Here is a 22,014-nt window from a genome sequence, read left to right on the forward strand (position 1 = left end):
ATAATATTAAATATTAAGGAGAATGGATATGAGCACAATAAAGATTACAAGAGACAACTTCGAACAGGAAGTTTTAAAATCAGATAAACCGGTGCTTCTGGATTTCTGGGCAACATGGTGTACCCCCTGCAAGATGGTTTCTCCTGTTATAGAAGAGATAGCAAAAGAAGTGACTGACGCAAAGGTAGGAAAAATAAACATCGACGAACAGCCGGAGCTTGCATCGGCATTCGGAATAATGAGCATTCCGACCCTGGCAGTAATGAAGAACGGCAAAGTAGTCAGCAGCATGGTCGGAGTAAGGCCCAAATCATCAATTTTAAAGATGCTGGCATAACAATAATGAGTATAATGTAAGAAGGCAGCCACAGCTGCCTTTTATTATTTACAAATATTCGTTTTATGCCTGCTAATGTTATCTACTTTCAAACTTTTCAAATACCCCTGCTGATTTCAGTGCCGGACGAATTGCAGCTGACAATGCAAGAGACGCTATTACGGCTATTATCGCATTTGCGGATGAAACCATGAATTTAGTTCCGGCCACCGCTAAAACTGCTTCCCACTTGCTTTCAAGCACAACATATTGAAGTATTATAGTCTTTGAAATATAAAGTAAAACGTACAGAGCCGCTCCTGCTACAGCGGCAACAGCATTTATTTTCCTGTTTTCACCGTTGAAGCTTCCCATATGTGAAATCCTGCCTGCTGTATAACCCATGGCAAACTTCATTATGAATGTTATCCAAAATTCCGGTGCAAAAGCCGGGTCAAACAAGTCAAATATGGCAGAACCGAATCCTGCTGCCAGTCCTCCTACTGTTCCACCGAAAAGAATGCCGCTCAGAATGCACATGACGTTCCCCAGATGCAGCATTGTCTTTCCCAGCGGTGTTGGTATCTCTATCCTAAAGTTAGTGGCCACAAATACCATTGCTGCCATGAGTCCCACTACAGCCATCTTGTATATGGAATATTTTTTACTGCTCATAATGATGCCTCCTTCCTTGTTATCTTCATTATAAACGAGGCTGACACCATGTAAATGTTCAGTTTTAATATTTCCTGGCAGTACAGATAGTTTTTATGCAAAAATTGTATTGAACAGGAAAGCCGATGCAAACAAAACAATCAGGGATGACAGAAGGTACCACCTGTACTCCTTGTAAAGCTCAAGAGTTGTTACATTCATCAGCTGGATTGTGAATGCCTGGCACAGATGAATGGGTGAAAAGAAATATCCGATGAATGCGCTGGCAAAGGAAAAATATGTGTAAACGTGAAGCATATCCATGGAAACATCAAGCTGAGACACCATAGGAAGTATTATGGCCAGAGCCGCAGTCTGGTTTCCCGTAATTATTCCGAAGAACACCGAGGAAACAAGGAATATTAGAAGTGCCGAAAAGATGCTGCCGTTCTTGTCGAACATTCCGCTGAAAATCAAGAGCAGATCATCCATCTTCAAAATGAGTTCCTTTAACAGGAGAATTGCTGCAACCATTAGGACTGTCTGCCAGTTTATGGACTTGATCACATTTTTTATAAAATCATTCCTGTCGCTTAAAAAATATACTGCCAGGACGCTGGCTGCCATGGTGATGTAAAAGGGCAATCCTGTTACGGCATTGATGATGACGCATATGTAGATCGGAGAGGTGTACATCACCAGTTTCATAACATTGCTTCCAATGTCTTTCCTGTTTGTATTCTTTGGTGCCTTGATATCCTTTATGTACAAAAAATATCCCACTACGAACATGGGAACCACAAAAGCAAGGTTTAAAAGCACAAGCCTAACCATGCTTATTTCGGGTATTGATGCTGTTATTACCAGAAGTCCCGTTGAATAAGGAAGAAGAAACATTGCCACGTGCCTGAAAACAAGATTTATGGCAGCCCGCTTCGGTGCAGGGATGTTCATTTCCTCTCCCAGGTTGTATATAAATGGAGCTGACAGCAGAGCCCCTCCCGGAATTATCAGCACTCCTATCAGTGCTGGTATTATCATCAGTATGGTTTTTTTGCTGCTTACAATCTGCTGTATTGTGTCGACTATCTTGTCCAGGATTTTGTATTGCTTCATCACTCCGCCCAGGACGCTGACCATGAGTATGGTAAGTATGGTGTTAAGGGATGAACCGGTGACCGTATTTTTAACGGAATCAACTATGTTTTCCGTTCCTATGCCTGAGAGCACAGCCAGAACACCTGCGGATATGAACAGTATGGTGCTCAGTTTAAGCTTTGTTTTTCCCAGAACCGGAATAAGAATGAAAGAAATGATTACGAAGAATAATTGTGCCATTTGAACCTGCCTTTGCGAACGTTTTATTATAATTATATTTCAGGGAAAAATAATTTACAACTAATTAAAAAAATATCAAGAGGTGAACATTATCTCCACATATAATTTTTAAAATAAGTTTCAATTATTTAATCATGGATATATATTATGAGATAGGATTTTTAGAAACTACTTATTATCTGGAGGTTGTATGTGCACTAATGAATTATTAAAGAGGTATTTTAAAAGTCAAAAAATGATGCGCACTGTTCTCTTGTGCCTAATCCCCATAATTATATTTTCAGCATACCTTTATGGATTAAGGGTGCTTGTTTTGCTGTCAGCCGTATTGCTGGCAGGCACCATGGCAGAACACTTTTGGGAGAAAAAGCAAGGCAGCAAGGCATCTGAAGCTATTTTTGTAACATGTGTCCTTTATACATTGACGCTGCCTGCTGCAATTTCCCTGTGGATTGCCGTGATAGGTATTCTTTTCGGAGTGTTCTTTGGGAAGCTTGTATTCGGAGGATTCGGCAAAAACATCTTTAACCCGGCCCTCGTTGGAAGAGCCTTCATATACGTAAATTTTCCCGAACCCATGACTGCATGGTGGAATGAAATTTCATCCGGATTCCCGGGAGGCTTTGGAGCGTATGCCACCAATAAAATTGATGTTATTTCCGGTTCCACTCCAATGATGCTGTTTAAAAATTACGGCGAGACCGTGAACATTCAATCATTGTTTTTTGGTCTGGTTCCAGGCTCCATAGGCGAAACCTGCAAGGTTATCATCATACTTGCCGCTGTTTATCTAATATACAAAAAGGCAGCATCATGGAGGATAATGGCTGGATCTTTAATTGGGTTTGCAGCTGCCAGCTTTATACTTTATTACTTTACTGATTTGAACGTTTCCAGTCCACTGTATGGAATGATGCTTGGAGGCTTCATGTTTGGAACTGTCTTTATGGCAACTGATCCTGTTTCTGCTCCCAAGACTGAACCAGGTAAATGGATTTATGGAATAGTTATCGGTTTGGTGACAGTTCTCATAAGAGCCTTATCTTTATTCAACGGAGGAATGATGTTTGCAATTCTGATCGGCAACACATTCGCTCCAATAATCGATTTTTTTGTAAAGGAAAGCAAGGCAGGAAAAACCGTGAAATTGGAGGTGGCATCATGAAAAAGCCATTGCTCTATCCTGTTGTTTTTATGACAGCAGTAACGGCTGTATTTATTTCAGTGCTGGCTGCCTTCAACCAAGTGACGGCAAATACTGTTAAGTTCAATAATGAAAATGAGTTAAGGCATAAAATATTGTATGTATTCGACATACTGCCTGAAAGAGACGACCCAAAGGAAAGCGAAGAAATATTTAACAACAGAATTGCAGAAAAAAACTTCGGGAATATAACAGGATATGCTTTCATGGATGGAAATGAAGAAAAAGCATATGCAATTCCCATAAGCGGTCCTGGTCTTTGGGGTTCAATTACCGGTTACCTGGGATTAAACAAGGACTTTACCAGAATCATTGGAATAGAATTTATCACTCAAACTGAAACACCGGGACTTGGGGGACGCATTTCCGAGGATGACTACAAAAAACAGTACAGAAGCATAGACATAACATCTCCTGTAAACGGCAACTACATAATTTCAAGACCTGGTAAAGGAGGAAATGTAGATGCAATTTCTGGTGCAACTCAAACATCCGCTGCTGTGGTTAAATTCATAAATGAGGACCTTGCAGAATTCTTTAAAACAGTGGAGGTGAGCAACCAATGAAATCCTTTGAAGTCAAAAAGATATTTAACAAGGGCATACTTTCAGAAAACCCCATTCTGGTACAGGTTGTTGGAATTTGCTCTGCTCTTGCCGTTACAAACAGGATGATGAATTCATTGATAATGGGAATTGCTCTTTCTTTTGTAACCGCATTTTCATCATTCACCGTGTCGGTCTTAAAGGATAAAACGCCAAAGCACATACGCATGATGGTACAAGTGCTGATCATTTCATCCTACGTAATCATGGTCGACATATTTTTAAAAGCATATATGATTGACATGAGCAAGGCGCTTGGCCCTTATGTAGGACTCATAATCACTAACTGCATAATAATGGGACGTGCAGAAGGCTTTGCCATTTCTAATCCTCCAATACCTTCATTTCTGGACGGTCTTGCAGCCGGACTTGGTTACACCATGGTCTTGCTGCTAATTTCAGCGGTCAGAGAAATTTTAGGCTTTGGTACAGTCTTCGGGTATGCTTTATTGCCTGCTGAGTTTATAAAATGGACGTTGATGGTTATGCCTCCCTCTGCATTTTTCATTCTTGCATGCATAATGTGGGCAGCCAACACCTTCAGAACCAGGAAACAATTGAAAGGGGTTGAGAAAAAATGATAGATGTACATCCCATAGTTATATTTGCAGCATCAATTTTTACCAGCAATATGATTTTTTCAAACTTCCTTGGAATGTGTTCCTTCATAGCTGTATCAAAGGAAATACCCACTGCCATAGGGCTTGGAATTGCAGTCACTGCAGTTCTTACTTTCACAGCTGTCCTAAACTATCTGGTATATTGGTACGTCATTGTTTTGTTTAATCTTGAATACCTGATGTACATTATTTTCATCCTTGTCATTGCAGCTTTTGTGCAGCTTTTGGAAATGGTCCTGGATCGCTATCTTCAAAATCTTTATTATGCCCTAGGAATATTTTTGCCGCTGATAACAGTTAATTGTGCAATACTTGGCGTTTCACTGTTCATGGTTTCAAGGCAGTACACTTTTGTTCAAACAGTGTTTTTTGCCGCAGGTTCCGGCATTGGCTGGGCACTGGCAATCACAGCGATGGCCGGAATAAGATCAAGGCTGCATGAAAAGTCAATTCCTGAAGGGTTGCGGGGCACACCCATAACATTGATCATAACAGGTATCATGGCACTTGCCTTCATAGGGTTCAGCGGCATGGTTCAAATACAGTAGGAGGCAGCTATGAGCACAATAATTTCAACAGTTGTTATTTTTTCAATATTAGCAGCCATGCTAGCCTTAATTCTGACTCTGGCTGACAGAACCATTGGAAATTACGGTGAGGTAAAGCTCAAAATCAACAAGGACAAGGTACATGTTGTTGAAGGAGGCAACAATCTTCTATCCACGTTAAGAGCTCAAAAAATATTCATACCTTCTGCATGCGGAGGCAAGGGCTCCTGCGGTTACTGCAAGGTGAAGGTCACAGAAGGTGGAGGACCTGTTCTTTCCACTGAACTGCCTTGGCTCACAAAGGATGAAATAAAAAGTAATGTGAGGCTGTCCTGCCAGTGCAAGGTTAAGCAGGACATTGAAATAGAAATACCCGAAGAATTGTTTAATGTAAGGGAATACTCCACATATGTGGTTAAAATGGAGCAGCTTACAAACACAATTAAACACCTTCGCTTTGATTTAGGAGAAGAGGAAATACATTTTAAGCCGGGGCAATATGTTCAATTAAAGGCTCCTGCCTATGAAGGAAGCCCGGATGAGGTTTATCGGGCATATTCCGTGGCTTCGTCTGTAAACGACAAGCATGCCATAGAGCTGTTAATAGGTTACACCGGCGGTATAGCAACCACGTATGTCCACCAGCATTTAAAGAAGGGCGACAGTGTTCATATAAATGGTCCATACGGCGAATTTTATTACCATGAAGATGATGGGGGGCCCATAATCTTTGCAGGCGCAGGTACAGGAATGGCTCCGATTATATCGATACTTCAGTATATGGCTGATAACAAAATTCATCGTAAAGCCGTATTTTTCTTCGGAGCAAAGACAATGGATGATTTGTTTTTGGTTGACAGGTTAAAGGATTTTGAGGAAACACTCTATGATTTTAAATTTATACCGGCACTATCGCGGGAAGAATCTCCAGAATGGACTGGAGAGAGAGGGCGAGTACCTGATTCAATCAGCAAATATGTCGAGAAGGGCAGCAATTATTCCGCTTATCTTTGCGGAAGCCCTGCCATGATCGATTCAATTGTCCATGCATTGACAGAAAAAGACATACCGTTGGAAAAAATATATTACGACAAGTTTTAACGGTAAAGGACGTTGTCCCTGGTTGTCCATGCAATACAGTGACGACGTCCTTTTTTTACAGTATATTTATCAGCATTCGTATGAGTTTTGGCACCGTACCTTCTACATCCGGCATGTAAACTCTTTCTGTAATTGTGTGGTATTCCTTCCCCCAGGGACCTAGAACCATCATGGGAGCAGAAATTCCTTCAATGTAGTCAAATGGTATGTCATAAACGTCCTTTGAAGTAACCATGTTGGCCATGACTTTTTCTTCGCTTTCCCTGTCCGTGCATGATGTGTAGCTTCCATCGCTTATTCCCATGAAGTAGCTTTCACTTTCAAGCCTCAGGGTGAAATCTTCAAGAAGTGCTTTCTCCACAGCCTTTTCATAAGCTTCACCGGTTGATGAAAGGTAACTGTTGTTCACGGCAGGATAATAGGGAGGTATGATGCCTACCACTGCCAAAGGCTCTGTTATGGCTGACAGCTCTATTATTCTTTTTACAATAAAAATTCCTGCATCCTGCATGGATATTTCATTGTTTCTGACCTGTCTGTTTATTTCTTCATAGAGGTCGCCCTTAAGCTTCATGTAGTCAGGATGTTTTTCCATTGCTGTCTTTTCTATTTCCTCAAATGTATAGACCAGCGGACGGTAGTTTCTCTTGTTATTTCCCTTCAGGCTGTAGTTTTCGTTCAGGATGTCGTAGGCGCGGCTGTATTTTTCAATGACCTCTTTCATAGATTCCAGGCATATGTCTCTCATTTCATCTATAATTTCACCCGGGGTCTTGCTCTTTAGAAACTGATAGTTAAAAAACACTGCGCTGTATTCCGGAACTGAAACGTCATAGGTTTCCTTCAGATCCCTGGCATAAAGGACTGTAGGAGGAGGCGTGGTCATGTTCTTATCAGTGGAGCACAAAACGGGGTTGAGCTCTGCTTTTGATACTATTTGAGACATGATAGCCGTGGAGTTAAGGCCCTCCATAACATCGCTTGAGTGTGCAATCTTACCCTTTGCAACGACCAGGGGCATTATTTTTCCGACCGAACCAAGGGAAATTCTTAAGGTGTCAGGCTTTTTCCTGTTGTGAGGCTCCGTGATGACTATGAGTCTGTAATCAAGCCCGTGCTTCATTTTTAACTCCCACATAAGCTTTGTGGACTGCCTCATGCCTGCCGACAGGTTTTCCTCGTCGTGCACGGCAGTAAAAAGAACATTCACGTCTTCATTGATCATGGACAGCACCGCATCTATGTTTATGGCAATGCCTGATTTCATGTCGCATATTCCCCTGCCAAATAACCAGTCGGTTGAATTCAAGTCGTTTCTGGCGTCTACATGCATGCTGACGGTTTTAAGCTTTTCCTTAAGCTCATCAGGCTGGAGGGCATAATCTTTCAGGATGCCGTAGGACTCTATCTCCACTGCGTCATAGTGACCTGTAAGTACAATGGTTCTGTTGCTTTTTCCTTTTCGAAGAGCCCATACAACAGGCCTGTCCAGAAAATCGTTGTTGTGATATTTCCCAAAAAGCTCCGGATTTTTTTTGAAATACTCATCTTCCTTTATTATATCGAAAATGCATTCTGCCATATTTTTTTCTTTTTCTGTACCGGTATCGCTTTGTACTGAAATCAGTCTGTAAAGAATATCCTTAATGTTCATTTCTTTTCCTCGCTCACAATTTAATTAAACCTTATGCATTCAACTGTATTATACTACGGACACCGCCCGTCTTCAACATTATTTCCGCGGAAATACGTCTCTGTATTGCAGATAAGCCTCCCCAATGCTATAATTAAATAAAACATTCAGGAGATAAAAATGAACGTATTATTCCTTAAGGCGGCAGCCCTTGCCTCGATGATTATAGACCATTACGGAGCAATTTTTCACAGCAGCCAATTCATGTACAGAATCATAGGAAGAATTGCCTTTCCCATATACTGCTTCCTGCTGGTTGAAGGATACGTACACACAGGAAGCGTCAAAAAGTACGGCCTGCGCCTTTTGATTTTTGCCCTTATTTCAGAAATTCCCTTTGACCTTGCCTTTTACGGCAGAATCGGTTTTGTTCACCAGAACATTTTCTTCACCCTGTTTATAGGACTGGCTGCCATTTACTTCATGGAGAAATATGGAGGCTCCGGCACCGCAGTCAATTACCTGATTTTTGCAGCTGCCGGTATGCTGTCCATGATTTTGAAGGTTGATTACAACATCATGGGAATAATTTACATCGTGGCTTTTTACCTCACAAGGAACATGGTAAGAGATAAAAGGATGATAACGATGGCAACCGTAATGTTCATTACAAACTTCATGTCTTCGTGGCTGCAGCAGTTCTCGCTTCTGGCGCTGCCCATACTTTATTTTTACAACGGCCAGCTGGGACCAAAGAACAAGTTTCTTCAGATGGTCTTTTACGCAGCATACCCGCTGCATCTGTTCTTGTTTTACCTTATGAAATGAACAGCCATTCCCATAAATGACAAAAAACATCGCCGAAGCGATGTTTTTCCAATTTTGCGACATTCCTCTTAACTACAAAGACTTTCTTCGTCAGAGGTGTCCCTTTTCCTTAAATACTTGTAAATCCGATTACAAGGTAAGCAGCCATGGACAGTGCACCGCATACCAATGCGTACGGAAGCTGCGTCTTAACATGGTCTATATGGTCTGCTGCAGATCCTGTTGATGCCAAAATCGTAGTATCTGAAAGCGGTGAGCAGTGGTCTCCGAAAACTCCGCCGCCGGCTACTGCTGCAAAGCATGCCACAACCAGATTAGTTACTTCGCCGCCTGTAAAGCTAAATGCCAGCGGAAGTGCAATCGGCATGCATATGGCGAATGTTCCCCATGATGTTCCTGTTGCAAATGCCATAACCGAAGCTATCAGGAATATGATTCCGGGCAGAAGCTGAGGGCTTAAGAATCCTTCACTTATGGAAATGATGTAATTTGCAGTTCCCATAGTCTTGCTCAGAGCATTGATTGAATATGCCAGTGCCAGTATCATGATTGCAGGAACAGCACCCTTAACACCGTCAGTCATGGTGTGCATAATTTCTTTGAAAGGTATTCCCTGTACAAACATGCTTATTGACATGAATATCATTACAAACAGGAAAGCTTCCATTGTCTTAGCAGATTTCAGCTTGATATATGTTCCGATTGCTATGGTCATAATCATGAGAACAGGAAGTATGAAGTTTAAGAACACTCTTTGCTGTATTCCCGGATAAGCTTCCATTTCTGTAAGTTCCTTGCCTATGAGAGGCTCAGCTCCGTCTCTTAACACCTTGCCTTCTTTTATGGCTCTTTCCTCGGCTTTTTTCATGGGACCGAAGTCTTTAATGATTCCTGCAGCAATCAATCCAACAAATGCTACTGTAATTAACGCATAGAAGTTGAAAGGAACCGCCTTTAGGAAAAGCTTCATGGCATCTTCCTGAGTTACTATTGCTCCCACGCCTACTGCAAGACCGCTCAGGTATGCCGCCCAGCCGGTTATGGGAACAAGCACGCTTACAGGAGCTGCTCCGGAGTCTGCAATGTATGACAATTTCTCTCTTGAAACCTTTGCCTTGTCAGATATGCTTCTCATGGTTGTTCCTACAAACAACGGACTGAAGGAATCGCTGAAGTAAACAAACATACCAAGAACCCATGCTACAAGCTGCACTGCTTTTCTGCTGAGTTTCTTGTCTTCAATATACTGTGAAAATCCTTGAATTGCACCTGTCTTTTGAAAAAAAGCAACCAATATTGCAATAAATGTGTTCAGGAGCATTACCCATGCAAAGCTTGTGGTTCCCAGGCTGGTCTTAAGCAATGTAGGAAAGCCCAACATGCCCTGTCCGGCCAGGAATGTACCGACGATGCAGGCAAAAGCCAAAGATACAACTGTGTTTCTTGTGGTAAAGGCAAGAGCGATTGCCAGAAGTGACGGAATTATTGAAATAAAACCCATGTTTACTATTTGTTGTTCCATGTTATTCCCCCTTGATTATAATTTTGTTGTTTGATCTTGATACTGTTGCCGGTGGTGCAGGATCCAGATTTTCTTGTGCTATGCCCAGGATGTCCTCCGGTCTTATCCAAGGCCTTCCTTGTATTGCGCTTGTTTCTTCGTGTGTAAGATATCCTTTGTAAGCAGTCATACTTCTTCTCAGATATCCGTCCTTGATGCATGCTTTTTCGATACCGATATTCATTATGTTTCTTAAATGCGGAAGAATTGAAGCTGCATAAGCCACAGTTGTTGAGTTGGCTATAGCTCCAGGAATGTTGCTTACGCAGTAATGAACCACTCCTTCTTCAATGTACCTGGGATCTTCATGCGTTGTTTCACGGAATGTTTCAATTACACCATAGTCATTGCTGATGTCAACTATTACCGAGCCTCTTGGCATAGACCTTACCATTTCCCTGTCAATCAAAAATTCTGTGCTGTTTTTCGGCCATTTGACGCAGTTAATAACCAAGTCTGTGTCAGGAAGAAGCTTCTTGATGTTGTACTTTGTGGACACCATGGTGTTTACCTTCTCATCGTACAGCTTGCCTATTTCCCTGAGTGTCGCAATGTTTACATCCATTACAGTAACCCACGCTCCAAGAGACTGAAGCACCTGCAGCGCGTTTTTACCTACGATTCCTGCTCCAAGTATCAATACCTTGATTCCGGGTGCACCGGCAAGACCGCTGACAAATTTTCCGCTTCCTCCGTTTATTGACAGAAGCGATTCAAGTCCCATGAGTGCTCCCTGCTTTCCTGCAGCTTCGCAGTTGGGAGAACCGTATCTGTGGGAATCTTCAGCCGTAAAGGCTATGACCTTCTTGTCGAGAAGAGCCTGGACTTCTTCCTTGTGAGCAGCGGGATGTATGCAGGTGAATACTATCTGGTTTTCCTTTAGCAGATGAAATTCTTCTGGTTCTATTTCCTTCACCTTTGCCAGGAAATCACACCTTGAATACATTTCTTCCATGGTGTCTACCATTTCTGCTCCAACCTCTTCATATTCCTTGTCCAGAAAACCAGCCTTAAGACCCGCTTCCTTCTGCACAAGAACCTTGTGCCCGTCACCTATAATGGTGGCAACTTCCGATGGAGTTGCTATAACTCTGAACTCGCCATTCTTAATGTCTTTTAATACTCCAAAAACCAAAATGTTACCTCCTCAAATTGATCTGCATATGTTAAAGCAATAATCATGCCAACATATGCATTCTGCAGGAGGCGTAAATTTCAACATTTTTTTCCTGACGACTTTATTCTGCTCTTATCCCCAACATCTATATTGCCCGTAAATGAGCATGTAGCTGCTCATTTACGGGCAATGTTTCAAATGATGTTATATCGTTTTGCTTTTCTTTGAAGAGTCTGCCTGGGAATGTTCAATATCTTTGAAGCCTTAGAAACGTTGTATCCCGAGCTTTCCAGAACGTTTTCGATAATGGACTTCTCATATTTGTCCACCATGTCGCTAAGAGGCTGTATTTCCATTTGTTCTAGATCCTTTATGTCAATGAGTTTGTTGAACTTAGGCTCAATATCCGTAAATTTAAGGCTTGCACTTGAAGCATCCACCATGCTCATGCCATATATGAGCACATTCTCAAGCTCTCTGACATTTCCGGGCCAGTCGTACTGGTTTAATTTGTCGTACAGGTTGTTGGAAACATACTTAATGCTTTTTCCGAACACGCTGTTGTACTTGGAAATGATGTAGCTGGTAAGAAGAGGAATGTCGTCCTTTCTCTCCCTAAGAGGCGGTATGTTCAGGCTTATGGCACTCAGTCTGTAGTATATGTCCTTGCGCAGCGTGCCTGTTTCTATAGCCTTCAGCGGATCTTCATTTATTGCAGCAATAACTTTTACATCAACATTTTTTTCCTCTTTGGCACCGATGCTTCTGAAGGAACCGTCCTGCAAAACCCTTAAAAGCTTTGTCTGCAGATGCACAGGCATTGAATTTATTTCATCCAGAAATATGGTTCCGCCATTGGCCAGCTCCAGAAGTCCAGCATTGTCCACCGCTCCCGTGAATGCTCCCTTGGAAGTTCCGAACAGGATGCTTTCAAGGAGGTTGTCCGGAATGGCTGCGCAGTTTTGGGCAATGAAGGGTTTGTTCCTGCGCTTGCTTTCATTGTGAATGGCGTGGGCAAAAAGTTCCTTGCCTGTTCCGGTTTCACCGCATATGAGCGTGGGAAGGCTGCAGTCAGCTGCCACCCTTATATAGTTTTTCAGCTCCATCATTCTTTTGTCGTTTGTGATGATGTTGTCTCTCACATAGTTTGCATGGTGCCCTTTGGTTTCAAGCTTGTCTACCTTGTTGTTTCCGAAGGTAGACGCATCAATAGTGGCTTTGCGGCTCTTCTCATACAGTTCGGTATCTATTTCAATTTCGTCTTTCCTGTCCTCATCATATTCGCCGACGGACAAATCTATTGCACCTACGATTTTGTTGTTAGATTTTATTGGAATTGAAAGGGATGTAATCTTTATTGGAACTCTGCTTGCCGATTTAAGAACCTGATTTTCAACATAAAAGGGAACTCCATGAATCATGGACTGATATGTGGTGCTTGTTTTTTCATCCAGGTTCTCGTAAATATCAAGGAATTTTTTCCCCACAACCTCGTATATTTCATTTGTGTCAGAATTGAGCTTGTTGTTGAACTTTGCCGTAAACAGTATTTCACCCTGCAAATCGATTATAGTGATTCCGTCAATATAACCCTTGTTGTTAAATAAATTTTTCATCAGTTCCATAGCACTGCCCCTTAAATGAGTGTAAATTTCATCTTAAATAAAAAACTTTCATTTATCAACTTAAAGAGAAACTAAAAAAATATGCTCGTTACCATTAAAATATTGCATGTTGCTATCTCATCAGACTAAAAATCGCTGCCCTTTTCCACAACGTCCTTCATTTTTGACATTATTCTCTCGTAGCTTCCTTTTGAATGAGGTACAAGGCAGCTTGTACAGTCCTTTATTCCGTGATTCTTTAAGAAGTTTCCCCCGCAGCCGTCTTTAAGCATGTACAGCGGACAGTAGCAAAAAAGACAGTTGAATTCTTCGGGCTTTTCCGTCTTATGGCACGGAAAATATTCACATTTCGTGTTTTGAAAAAATTTAAAATGCTGTGTATCCATGATTTCTCCTTGTTGCATGAGATTGTTCTTTCATTATAAGTTCGTGTGGCATCGCCATACACAGCATATTGTATCACAGGGATGATATATTTTAAAGCATATTTAAATTCCAATTAAGCACATTATGCACAAAAAAGCGGAGATATTCTCCGCTTTCTTTCAATACTGCATTTTAATTTTCTGTTACAACTATAACCCTTATTCTTCCTCCGCTGATTTCAGCCTTGTCATAATACGCTTTTATGCTGTAGCTAGTTGACCCTATGATGTCTGACAGCGGGAGGACCTTGTATCCGGAACCGGAGTAGTTTTTCTGGTAGACAACCACCTCGCTGCTGAGAAGGTATGTCTTTCCGTCAGAAGTTTCCAGCTGAACACCGTTTACGTCAGTAACCTTCGAAGAAAGCTCAACCAGCTTCTTTATGGAAATCACAGCACCTCCGCTGACTTCAAATGCAGCAGGGTCCCCTGCTGATATGCTTGTGTATGAACCGTTGCTCTTTGATAACGTAAGCGTGCTTCCGCCTATGTTGCATTTGTACAAAGACGATGTGCTGCTGTCTCCTTCAGTTACCTGCGCAGCAGTAACGATTCCGTAGGACAGCGCATCTCCTGTCACATTTTCCAGTATCAGGCTATTGATTTCGCCGTTTGTGTTCTTGCTGTAATACAGTACATCAGAGCTTGATATCTTTATGTTGTCAAGTCGCTGAGGATATGTTATGACGTACTGGCTTGTAATGTCAGAGTCCAATGCTCCCACATCCATTATCTTTACGTCTGCCGCCAGCTTTGCGGTGCCCAGCTTTTTCGCATCCCAATCAAAGGTTCCCGAAATGGAGGAGCTGCTTAATGTTGTGATTGTTGCAAGGCCGTTTGAGAATTTAACCCTCACGACGCTGTTTATCTTTGTTGAATAATCCTTGTAAGCTTCGTATTCAAGTTCGTCTCCGTCTGTTGTTACCATCTTGATGTAGTTTACCGAGTAAGTGTAACCTGATGAATTGGTTATATCCTTGTTTCCGCTTTCTGTAAGGTAGCCCACTACTTCTGTTTTTGATTCTGTTGGTGAAACAACATCTGCTATCTTCCCGTCCTTGCCCAGAAGCAGCGTCACGCTGTCGCCTATGTGGAATGAACCCTTTGAAGAAAGCTTGTTAAACGCTGCGGCTGTTTCAATTGAGTAATCTATTCCTGATATTGTTATCTTTGAAGGCTGGTCCTGGTTTGGATATGCATCTTCGTAGACGCCTGTTATCTTCTTGTTGTACGCCCAGATGGTGTTAAGTGCAGATGAATAGTACAGCACATCGTTTGTGTTGATGTCGCTTACTGCTGCCTTGTTTCCGTTCCTTAAAAGCGTTGCTCCTGACACATCTGTGCTGAACAGATTGACCCAGTCTGATCCGCTGGCGATGACCGGTCCCACCAGGGTGTTTCCTGATATAACCACGAAATCTATGTTACCGTTAATCCTGGACACCTTTACGATGTCTCCTACACTTATGTCTGACACTGCAGCAGAGACAGTTGTTTTAGCTCCGTCCATGTATACTGTTGTCCCTGAACCCAATCCCAGCGATTGTGTAGAACCGCTTGATGTAGCCACAATGATGTCATTTTCAAGGGCTGCATAGGCAGTGTACGTTTCAACCTGCTGGCTTGAAGGCATGAAGCAGATTATTTCATTGTTGACATTCAAAATCGCATTTCCTTTTTTCCCGACGCTGTCTGAATTGAACGTGTCAGAAACCCTGTACGTTCCCTGGGATGTGGAGACTTTGCCCGCACCGATGGTGGGGTCCTCTTCATAAGTGGCTATGAGAATCACGTCCTCCAGCATGCTGTATCCCACTGAATCTATGTAGCTTGTTCCTGTCTTTGTATTGCTGTTGAGCATGTTGTACACCATTCTCATGGCATCCTGCCTGGTTATTTCAGTTCCTGCTGAAGCTGATACATTCTTCAGCAATCCTATGTTAGCTGCAACGCTCAGCTGCCCGTAGGGCCATGAAGAACCGAAATCATCGCTTGTGTAACCCAAAAGTGTCAGAGCAACAGTCACAGCTTCCTCCAGCGTAACATTCTTGTCAGGCTTGAACGTTGCATCCGGATAGCCTTTTATGAGCCCATTGGTGACGGCTACGCTCACATAAGGTGCTGCCCAGCTTGAATATTTCACATCCTTGAACGGAGATGTGGTTGACTTTGATGATACGGTGTTTCTGTAGGCTGATGCATTTATCATTATTTTTGCAAACTGCGCTCTTGTGAGCTTGTCGCCGAGGTGCAGGCTTCCGTCCGGGTACCCGCTCATGATTCCAAGGGACTCCATAACTTCAGCAACTTCTTCCGATGATACCTCTGCTGCAAAAACATTTGTGAACGTGGCAGCCACTGACAGTATTATTAAAGCAATTGCCAGTAATTTTTTCATTTCGTCATTCCTTTCCTATAATGTATTTCGATAGAACTTTCCGCATATAAGCAGAAATGTATTCTCCATTCTAACAATTATAAATTATTAATTCTTAATTCTTAAATAAATTAATCGTGTCTCAAAGCATCGATAGGATTCATTTTTGCTGCCTTGTTGGCAGGAAAGTATCCAAATGTTACACCGATGGCAACCGAAACCGTAAATGCTATAACAATTGCTCCCACAGACGGCTTAACAGTCATGTCCATAAGGGAACCCACAAGGTATGCAGACCCCATGCCGACGGCTATTCCAATGATGCCACCGGCGGAGCTTGTTGTTGCGGCTTCAACCACAAACTGGCTCATTATATCTTTTCTCTTTGCTCCCAGAGATTTACGAATGCCAATTTCCCTGGTCCTTTCAGTTACAGACACCAGCATTATGTTCATAATGCCTATTCCTCCTACCAAAAGTGATATGGCAGCCACTCCCACCAGCACCAGTGTAACGGTGCTCATCATTTCATTTACCTGGTCAAGGGCCTGTGAGGCGCTGAACACGCTGTAATAGTTTGTACTGGTGAAGTATTCGCCCATTTTTTTATTTATAGCCGCCATGGCATCCTCCACTGTCTCTGTGGATGATGCGCTGAATGAGTAGCTGCTTACTCTTCCCATGAAGGAAAGCCTTGCTGCAGTGGTGTATGGAATCATAACCACATCATCGTCGCTGCCTTCTTCAGAATCCGCCTTTTCCTCCAGCACTCCCACGACTGTGAACGTGGATCCGTTTACTTTTAACTGTTCACCCAGAGGCGATGCCCCTCCGAACAGTTCCTGCACAATATATGTTCCAACAACGCATACCTTCTGCCTTTTATCCACATCCAGGTAAGTGATAAATCTTCCGCTTGAAACATCGCTGTTTTTTATGTCCGGATAGTATTCGTTGCAGCCTGTGACTGTTGTTGTTATGTTTTCAGTCTCATACTTGACCGTGGCGCTTTGTATGTTCACCAGAGGAGTCACAGCCGCCAGAATCTCGGTGTTGTTGTCAACCAGTTCCTGCATATCATCCGGATCAATGGTAATGTTGCCGCCCCTGCCTCTGATACTGACGGAAATCAGGTTTGTTCCCATGCTTTCGAAGCTTTCAGACATGTCGGCAGCCATTCCGCTTATGAGGCTTACAAGTATGATTACCGACGCAACTCCTATGATTATTCCAAGCATCGTCAGGAAGGAACGCATCTTGCTTCCCAGGAGGCTTTTTATGGCCATATTGAATGATTGTTTGAAGTTCATCGCTCAACCCCCAATATCCGGTCCTCAATTATGTTTCCGTCGTGAAGTCTCACTATTCTTTTTGCCTGTTCCGCTATGTTGTTGTCATGGGTTATGAGCACCACCGTGTTTCCTTCTTCGTTTATTTGTTTCAGAAGTCCCAAAACCTCTTTACCTGTTTTAGAATCAAGAGCTCCTGTGGGTTCATCGGCAAGGAGGACCGGCGGATTGCCCGACAGCGCCCTTGCAATGGACACTCTCTGCTGCTGACCCCCTGAAAGCTGAGAGGGCATATTGTATATTCTGTTGGAAAGTCCCACACGCTCCAGCGACTCTTCCACCATCCTCTTTCTTTCATGCTTCTCTATTCCCCTGTATATGAGCGGCAGTTCAACATTTTCGAATACGTTCAGCTTTGATATGAGGTTGTACTGCTGAAATATGAATCCAAGAGTGAGGTTTCGTATTTCCGAAAGCTCATCTTCTTTCAATTTGCTTACATCCTTGCCGTTCAATATGTATTTCCCGGTTGTCGGTATGTCCAGACAGCCGATCATGTTCATGCAGGTTGACTTGCCGGAGCCTGACTGTCCTACAATGGCCACAAATTCGTTTTCTTCTATATGCAGGTTAATTCCATTGAGAGCTCTGATTTCCGTATCGCCTACCTGGTAAATTTTATACATGTCTATTAAATCAATCATTGTTAGCCTCCCAGTAAAATATTACATACCTGCCGGCGGCATTCCTCCTCCGCCTGACGGAATCTGGCCTCCGCCTTCAAATCCCCCCATTCCGGGAGCTGTCTGCTGTGTTGTTTTTGTAGTAGTTTCTGTCGGAATTACAACCACATCGCCTTCTACAAGACCGCTCACTATTTCCACGTAATCCGTGTTGCTGATTCCGATTTCCACAGTAACATAGGTGTATCCATCAGGAGCAGCGCTGTTCCTGCCGGGAGCCTTCGAAGCATTTGCATCCTGACTGGCAGCTTTTGCTTTTGAGCCATCCTTGTCTTCTACAAGAACCCTGTTGCCTCTGTTAAGTGCCGATGCAGGAATCATTAGAACGTCCTCCTTGGACTCTATGACTATCTTTGCATCCACGTTCATGCCTATCATAAGATTATCAGAGTATTCCATGACAACCGTCACAGGATAGTAGGCCACTCCGTTGGAATTTGTTCCTATCTTGCTTATGTTGCTTATTGTTCCTTCAAAGGTTTTTCCTTCAAGGGAGTCAGCTGTAACTTCCACAGACTGCCCCACCTGGATACTTCCAATGTCAAGTTCATCAACGTCTATGGTAAATTTCAGATTGGACAGGTCTGCCACTACTGCCATAACCGTGTTGCTGGAATCAGAATCAAGTGTATCTCCGGCCTTGGACGTCTTTTCAATTACTGTTCCGTCGATTGGAGAAGTTATGTTGTAATCTTCAAGCTTGTCGTATGTATTCTGCAGGGAAAGTTCCGCATCCGACAAGGAAAGCTCGCTGGTTTTCACTGATACTTCGGCACTGGTGCTTTCAAGATTCACCAATACGCTGCCTGAGTTGACCCTGTCACCGGTTGTGTAGTTTACGCTCACCACATCGCCTGAAGTTTCGGCTGTCACTGTCTTTTCCTCCCAGTAGCTCAATGTTCCTGAAGAGTTGCAGGCAGCATCGCCTACTATTGCCGTAGCCTTGTCGGCGGTGGTGATAGAACCGGGATTTTTAACCTTTATCTTCACTGTTGAAACGGTTGCTCCGGAATCGACCACCACTTCGCCTGATGAAACATATGTAACGGTACCCGTTGTTTCATAAAATGAGTTTTCGAGAGTGACGCTTGCCGTATCTCCTGCGCGTATGCCTTTAGCGTCGCTGGAGTTGAAGGGTATCTCCAGCATCATATACTCATTGTTGATTATGTCTGCTATCTTTGTGCCGTTTTGAACCGAATCGCCTTTTTTGACATAGCAGGTGGTTATTACTCCTGAAATGGGAGATTCAACAGACAGTCCCGCATATTCCTGTAGTGTCTGATTGTGGGAAAGCTGTTGCTTCTCAAGTGATACCTTGGCTCTTTCTATAGTGTTGTCGATGTCCTTAGTATCGATTACGTAGAGCAGGTCGCCTTTCTTTACTTCCTGACCTTCCTCAAAATCAGACTGGAGTATGTCTCCTGTTGCAAGAGAAGTTATTTCATACATCTCCATTGCCTCAATAGCACCGGAACCTTCAATTGAGACAGTCAAATCTCCCTTTGTTACAGTTGCGGTATTTATTGTTTCCGTTTCTTCCTTACCAAAAAAAGTGTTGTATCCAATCACAGCTCCCACAAGTACAACTGCTGTTGCAGAAATGATTATAACTTTCTTTTTTGTCAGTTTGGGTTTTCCGATTTTAGGCAATTTGAATTTTTTAAAATTCTTTTCCTGGTTCATTATGTCCTCCTTACATTCTAAATAATGTAAATATAGGCTTCAATTGTGATGGAAATGTGTGCAGGCTGTGTTATAAAATTGATAAATTTCTAATTACGTACGTATAAACCAAAATTAGGAACAAAAATAAAAAAACTCCGGACAGATGGCACGATTAAACGGCCTTCTCACGGAGGTATATTTAATTATGAACGCTGCTCATATTCCCGCTGTTCCAGAAGAATGCTTATATCTTCGGCAGGTGAAGGCATTCCTATGTAGTATCCCTGCCCCATCTGGCAGTTTATTATTTTAAGATACTCAAGCTGATCAGCTGATTCAATTCCTTCTGCCACAACGGACATATTAAGGTCATTGGCCAAGAGCAGTATAAACTTCACAATGGAAACATCCCTGTCCCTTCCCGTGATGGAATTGACAAAGCTTTTATCCAGTTTTATTATATCGATAGGAAACTTCTTCAGGTACGTGATTGACGAATATCCAGTTCCGAAGTCGTCCAAAGCTATCTGGAGTCCTATTTCCTTCAGTTTGTTCAGCCTCTCCATGGCCAGTTCTATGTTTGAAATCAAAACAGTTTCTGTAATCTCAAAAACAATTTTTGAATAATCCATATCAAAGTCCTCAAGGATAGCTTCAATCTGCCTGAAGTTTGAATCGCTTATAAGGGTCTTGCTTGAAAGGTTAAGAGACAGAACAACGTCGTTGAATCCAGACTTGTCCCATTTCATTTTCTGGATCAGTGCGTTTTTTACAATTCGCTGTTCAAGCAAATAAATCTGGCCGGTTTCTTCAGCTACCGGGATAAAGTCTGCCGGTGAAATAAATCCTTCGTCCGGATGTTTCCATCTGACCAGAGCTTCCAGTCCGACGATCTTCCCTGTGGATAGCTCGATCTGAGGCTGATAGTACAGCATGAATTCCTTGTTGTCTAGGGCTTTCTGCAGTTTATTTGACATCTGTATGTGCCAGATTATGTCTTCATGGATGTTTCGTTTATATATGACTGATTTGTTCTTTCCGTCCTTTTTGGCAACATTCATTGCAATGTCAGAATTTTTAAGCAATGTACTGGCATTTGTACCATCATGGGGATAGACGGCAGCTCCTATGCTCATGGAAACCAGGAATTCCCTGTTGTCTGAGATCCAGAAGCTTCCCAGGCTGTTTTTAATGCATTCAAGCCTGGAGACAAGCTCTTCTTCATTTTCAAAACAGGTTACAAGTATGCCGAACTCGTCCCCTCCGAGTCTGGCAATCATGTCTGGATTTTTTACCGCGGAAGAAAGCTCCTTGCTGACGTATACCAGAAATTCATCCCCTGTGGGATGGCCAAGAGTATCGTTTATGTACTTGAAATTGTCAATATCCAGAAAAGCCACGGCAAACTTCCCTAAACCCCTTTGTTCTTCAGCCATGCGTTCAATCTCCATGACGAACTTATCCCTGTTGGGCAGTCCCGTGAGCGAATCATGGTAAGCCATGCGTCTTATGTTATCTTCAAACCTTTTTCTTTCTGTAATATCTATTCCGATAGAAACAATTGTTTTTTTGCCGCCTTCATGGCTGATTGCACTGCTGCTCCATAAAATGTCCCTCAAACCGCTGTCTCTGTCGGTAACACTTGTTTCATGCTCCTTTACCTTGCCGTTTTGCAAAACCTCACGAATATGCTCTGTGAAATTTCCGTTGCCGGCTGCTGACATTTTCTCATTGAGCATAGCTCCGTCGATATCGCCTTCACCGCATCCAAACAGGATATTGCAGCAGGAATTTGCCTTCACTGCCCTGCCGTCCTCATCCCAAATCACAATCAAAACGGGAGCATCCTCAATTATGCTGTGGATCAGATCCTTCTGATAGATAAGCTCGTTTGCAAGCTTTTCCTGTTCCTCGTTGGCATCAATCAGTTTCTTGTAAGCGTCCAGAGCATCTTCAGATGCATTTTTTATGCGGCTTACCCTGCTTTTTATAAGAAAAAAAGCAAAAATGACGGTTATCAGCACATAAAACCATCCTTTCCAGGTCTGTAAAAGTTTGTATGTTTCCATGTCAGAAGCGAACATGTCAAGCACATTGTCTGAAAGGAGAATCCACAGGACGCCGAAAAGGCCGTAAAGGACAACAATTGTGAGGGCTTCCTTCAGCGGATTGATTTCCTTTAAAACTTCTTCGATTTCCTCGACGGGCAGCTTAAATCTTCGTTTGGCATCAGTATTGCTGTTTTTCATCTATCTCTCCGGAAATAACATTATGGCGAAACTCATAAATTACGATACAATCAATTTTACAAATTCATAATATATTAATTCATACCCATGTATGAGGTTTTTAAACAATCCGG

19 protein-coding genes are annotated in these 22,014 nt (G+C 42.6%); 7 read left to right on the forward strand and 12 right to left on the reverse strand.

Annotated elements, in window-relative coordinates:
* Positions 1–28: 28 nt before the first annotated feature.
* The gene (gene trxA, locus AAGU76_RS05835) at positions 29–337 is read left to right on the forward strand and encodes a thioredoxin (protein ID WP_342484502.1); all 309 of its coding nucleotides are present in this window, start codon (positions 29–31) and stop codon (positions 335–337) included.
* Positions 338–415: 78 nt separating this feature from the next.
* Here trxA and AAGU76_RS05840 read toward each other — a convergent pair whose 3' ends face one another.
* Together AAGU76_RS05840 and AAGU76_RS05845 are read right to left on the reverse strand one after the other, a co-directional pair.
* The gene (locus AAGU76_RS05840; protein WP_342484503.1) at positions 416–991 is read right to left on the reverse strand and encodes an ECF transporter S component; all 576 of its coding nucleotides are present in this window, start codon (positions 989–991) and stop codon (positions 416–418) included.
* Positions 992–1,084: 93 nt separating this feature from the next.
* A complete protein-coding gene (locus tag AAGU76_RS05845; RefSeq protein WP_342484504.1) occupies positions 1,085–2,308 on the reverse strand; it encodes a DUF401 family protein in 1,224 nt (407 codons plus the stop codon).
* Positions 2,309–2,498: 190 nt separating this feature from the next.
* On the opposite strand from AAGU76_RS05845, the gene AAGU76_RS05850 reads away from it, so the two are divergent.
* The 5 genes from AAGU76_RS05850 to AAGU76_RS05870 are packed head-to-tail and all read left to right on the forward strand — an operon-like array spanning position 2,499 to position 6,386.
* Entirely contained in the window at positions 2,499–3,473 is a 975-nt protein-coding gene (locus tag AAGU76_RS05850) for an RnfABCDGE type electron transport complex subunit D (RefSeq protein WP_342484505.1), read from the forward strand.
* A complete protein-coding gene (locus AAGU76_RS05855) occupies positions 3,470–4,078 on the forward strand; it encodes an FMN-binding protein (RefSeq protein ID WP_342484506.1) in 609 nt (202 codons plus the stop codon). The genes AAGU76_RS05850 and AAGU76_RS05855 overlap by 4 nt, the downstream gene beginning before the upstream one ends.
* Positions 4,075–4,698, forward strand: a complete 624-nt coding sequence (locus AAGU76_RS05860; RefSeq protein ID WP_342484507.1) for an NADH:ubiquinone reductase (Na(+)-transporting) subunit D — start codon at positions 4,075–4,077, stop codon at positions 4,696–4,698. Before AAGU76_RS05855 ends, AAGU76_RS05860 begins: the two co-directional genes overlap by 4 nt.
* Positions 4,695–5,285, forward strand: coding sequence for an Rnf-Nqr domain containing protein (locus AAGU76_RS05865; protein ID WP_342484508.1), 591 nt, complete (start codon positions 4,695–4,697; stop codon positions 5,283–5,285). Before AAGU76_RS05860 ends, AAGU76_RS05865 begins: the two co-directional genes overlap by 4 nt.
* A gap of 9 nt (positions 5,286–5,294) precedes the next feature.
* Positions 5,295–6,386: an FAD-binding oxidoreductase gene (locus AAGU76_RS05870; protein ID WP_342484509.1), complete on the forward strand. Its 1,092-nt coding sequence runs from the start codon at positions 5,295–5,297 to the stop codon at positions 6,384–6,386.
* Between the two features lie 55 nt (positions 6,387–6,441).
* On the opposite strand, the gene AAGU76_RS05875 is transcribed toward AAGU76_RS05870, so the two are convergent.
* Positions 6,442–8,040, reverse strand: a complete 1,599-nt coding sequence (locus AAGU76_RS05875) for a M20/M25/M40 family metallo-hydrolase (protein ID WP_342484510.1) — start codon at positions 8,038–8,040, stop codon at positions 6,442–6,444.
* A 159-nt stretch (positions 8,041–8,199) separates the two neighbouring features.
* Between AAGU76_RS05875 and AAGU76_RS05880 the strand changes: the two genes are divergently transcribed.
* Positions 8,200–8,847 (forward strand): TraX family protein, encoded by a 648-nt coding sequence (locus tag AAGU76_RS05880; RefSeq protein WP_342484511.1) that lies wholly within the window; start codon positions 8,200–8,202, stop codon positions 8,845–8,847.
* Positions 8,848–8,956: 109 nt separating this feature from the next.
* Here AAGU76_RS05880 and AAGU76_RS05885 read toward each other — a convergent pair whose 3' ends face one another.
* From AAGU76_RS05885 to AAGU76_RS05925, 9 genes are all read right to left on the reverse strand, one after another.
* Complete coding sequence (locus tag AAGU76_RS05885) at positions 8,957–10,369, reverse strand: Na+/H+ antiporter NhaC family protein (RefSeq protein WP_342484512.1); 1,413 nt, start codon at positions 10,367–10,369, stop codon at positions 8,957–8,959.
* Between the two features lies 1 nt (position 10,370).
* On the reverse strand, positions 10,371–11,543 hold the full coding sequence (locus AAGU76_RS05890) for an alanine dehydrogenase (protein ID WP_342484513.1): 1,173 nt from the start codon (positions 11,541–11,543) through the stop codon (positions 10,371–10,373).
* A gap of 176 nt (positions 11,544–11,719) precedes the next feature.
* Complete coding sequence (locus tag AAGU76_RS05895) at positions 11,720–13,150, reverse strand: sigma 54-interacting transcriptional regulator (protein WP_342484514.1); 1,431 nt, start codon at positions 13,148–13,150, stop codon at positions 11,720–11,722.
* A gap of 125 nt (positions 13,151–13,275) precedes the next feature.
* Complete coding sequence (locus AAGU76_RS05900; protein ID WP_342484515.1) at positions 13,276–13,536, reverse strand: cysteine-rich small domain-containing protein; 261 nt, start codon at positions 13,534–13,536, stop codon at positions 13,276–13,278.
* A gap of 172 nt (positions 13,537–13,708) precedes the next feature.
* On the reverse strand, positions 13,709–15,973 hold the full coding sequence (locus AAGU76_RS05905; RefSeq protein ID WP_342484516.1) for an S-layer homology domain-containing protein: 2,265 nt from the start codon (positions 15,971–15,973) through the stop codon (positions 13,709–13,711).
* A gap of 110 nt (positions 15,974–16,083) precedes the next feature.
* The gene (locus AAGU76_RS05910; RefSeq protein ID WP_342484517.1) at positions 16,084–17,262 is read right to left on the reverse strand and encodes an ABC transporter permease; all 1,179 of its coding nucleotides are present in this window, start codon (positions 17,260–17,262) and stop codon (positions 16,084–16,086) included.
* Positions 17,259–17,945, reverse strand: a complete 687-nt coding sequence (locus AAGU76_RS05915; protein WP_342484518.1) for an ABC transporter ATP-binding protein — start codon at positions 17,943–17,945, stop codon at positions 17,259–17,261. The genes AAGU76_RS05910 and AAGU76_RS05915 overlap by 4 nt, the downstream gene beginning before the upstream one ends.
* 21 nt (positions 17,946–17,966) lie before the next feature.
* Positions 17,967–19,670: an HlyD family efflux transporter periplasmic adaptor subunit gene (locus AAGU76_RS05920; RefSeq protein ID WP_342484519.1), complete on the reverse strand. Its 1,704-nt coding sequence runs from the start codon at positions 19,668–19,670 to the stop codon at positions 17,967–17,969.
* Between the two features lie 185 nt (positions 19,671–19,855).
* Entirely contained in the window at positions 19,856–21,901 is a 2,046-nt protein-coding gene (locus AAGU76_RS05925) for an EAL domain-containing protein (protein WP_342484520.1), read from the reverse strand.
* Positions 21,902–22,014: the final 113 nt, after the last annotated feature.

It is taken from the genome of Sedimentibacter sp. (assembly GCF_038562225.1).
Classification (GTDB): domain Bacteria; phylum Bacillota; class Clostridia; order Tissierellales; family Sedimentibacteraceae; genus Sedimentibacter.

Coding starts and splice junctions, on each gene's coding strand:
- AAGU76_RS05895 (WP_342484514.1), bottom strand. CDS start 13,150: ATGGAACTGATGAAAAATTTATTTAACAACAAGGGTTATATTGACGGA.
- AAGU76_RS05925 (WP_342484520.1), bottom strand. CDS start 21,901: ATGAAAAACAGCAATACTGATGCCAAACGAAGATTTAAGCTGCCCGTC.
- AAGU76_RS05865 (WP_342484508.1), top strand. CDS start 4,695: ATGATAGATGTACATCCCATAGTTATATTTGCAGCATCAATTTTTACC.
- AAGU76_RS05845 (WP_342484504.1), bottom strand. CDS start 2,308: ATGGCACAATTATTCTTCGTAATCATTTCTTTCATTCTTATTCCGGTT.
- AAGU76_RS05905 (WP_342484516.1), bottom strand. CDS start 15,973: ATGAAAAAATTACTGGCAATTGCTTTAATAATACTGTCAGTGGCTGCC.
- AAGU76_RS05900 (WP_342484515.1), bottom strand. CDS start 13,536: ATGGATACACAGCATTTTAAATTTTTTCAAAACACGAAATGTGAATAT.
- trxA (WP_342484502.1), top strand. CDS start 29: ATGAGCACAATAAAGATTACAAGAGACAACTTCGAACAGGAAGTTTTA.
- AAGU76_RS05850 (WP_342484505.1), top strand. CDS start 2,499: ATGTGCACTAATGAATTATTAAAGAGGTATTTTAAAAGTCAAAAAATG.
- AAGU76_RS05915 (WP_342484518.1), bottom strand. CDS start 17,945: ATGATTGATTTAATAGACATGTATAAAATTTACCAGGTAGGCGATACG.
- AAGU76_RS05855 (WP_342484506.1), top strand. CDS start 3,470: ATGAAAAAGCCATTGCTCTATCCTGTTGTTTTTATGACAGCAGTAACG.
- AAGU76_RS05870 (WP_342484509.1), top strand. CDS start 5,295: ATGAGCACAATAATTTCAACAGTTGTTATTTTTTCAATATTAGCAGCC.
- AAGU76_RS05885 (WP_342484512.1), bottom strand. CDS start 10,369: ATGGAACAACAAATAGTAAACATGGGTTTTATTTCAATAATTCCGTCA.
- AAGU76_RS05875 (WP_342484510.1), bottom strand. CDS start 8,040: ATGAACATTAAGGATATTCTTTACAGACTGATTTCAGTACAAAGCGAT.
- AAGU76_RS05840 (WP_342484503.1), bottom strand. CDS start 991: ATGAGCAGTAAAAAATATTCCATATACAAGATGGCTGTAGTGGGACTC.
- AAGU76_RS05880 (WP_342484511.1), top strand. CDS start 8,200: ATGAACGTATTATTCCTTAAGGCGGCAGCCCTTGCCTCGATGATTATA.
- AAGU76_RS05920 (WP_342484519.1), bottom strand. CDS start 19,670: ATGAACCAGGAAAAGAATTTTAAAAAATTCAAATTGCCTAAAATCGGA.
- AAGU76_RS05860 (WP_342484507.1), top strand. CDS start 4,075: ATGAAATCCTTTGAAGTCAAAAAGATATTTAACAAGGGCATACTTTCA.
- AAGU76_RS05910 (WP_342484517.1), bottom strand. CDS start 17,262: ATGAACTTCAAACAATCATTCAATATGGCCATAAAAAGCCTCCTGGGA.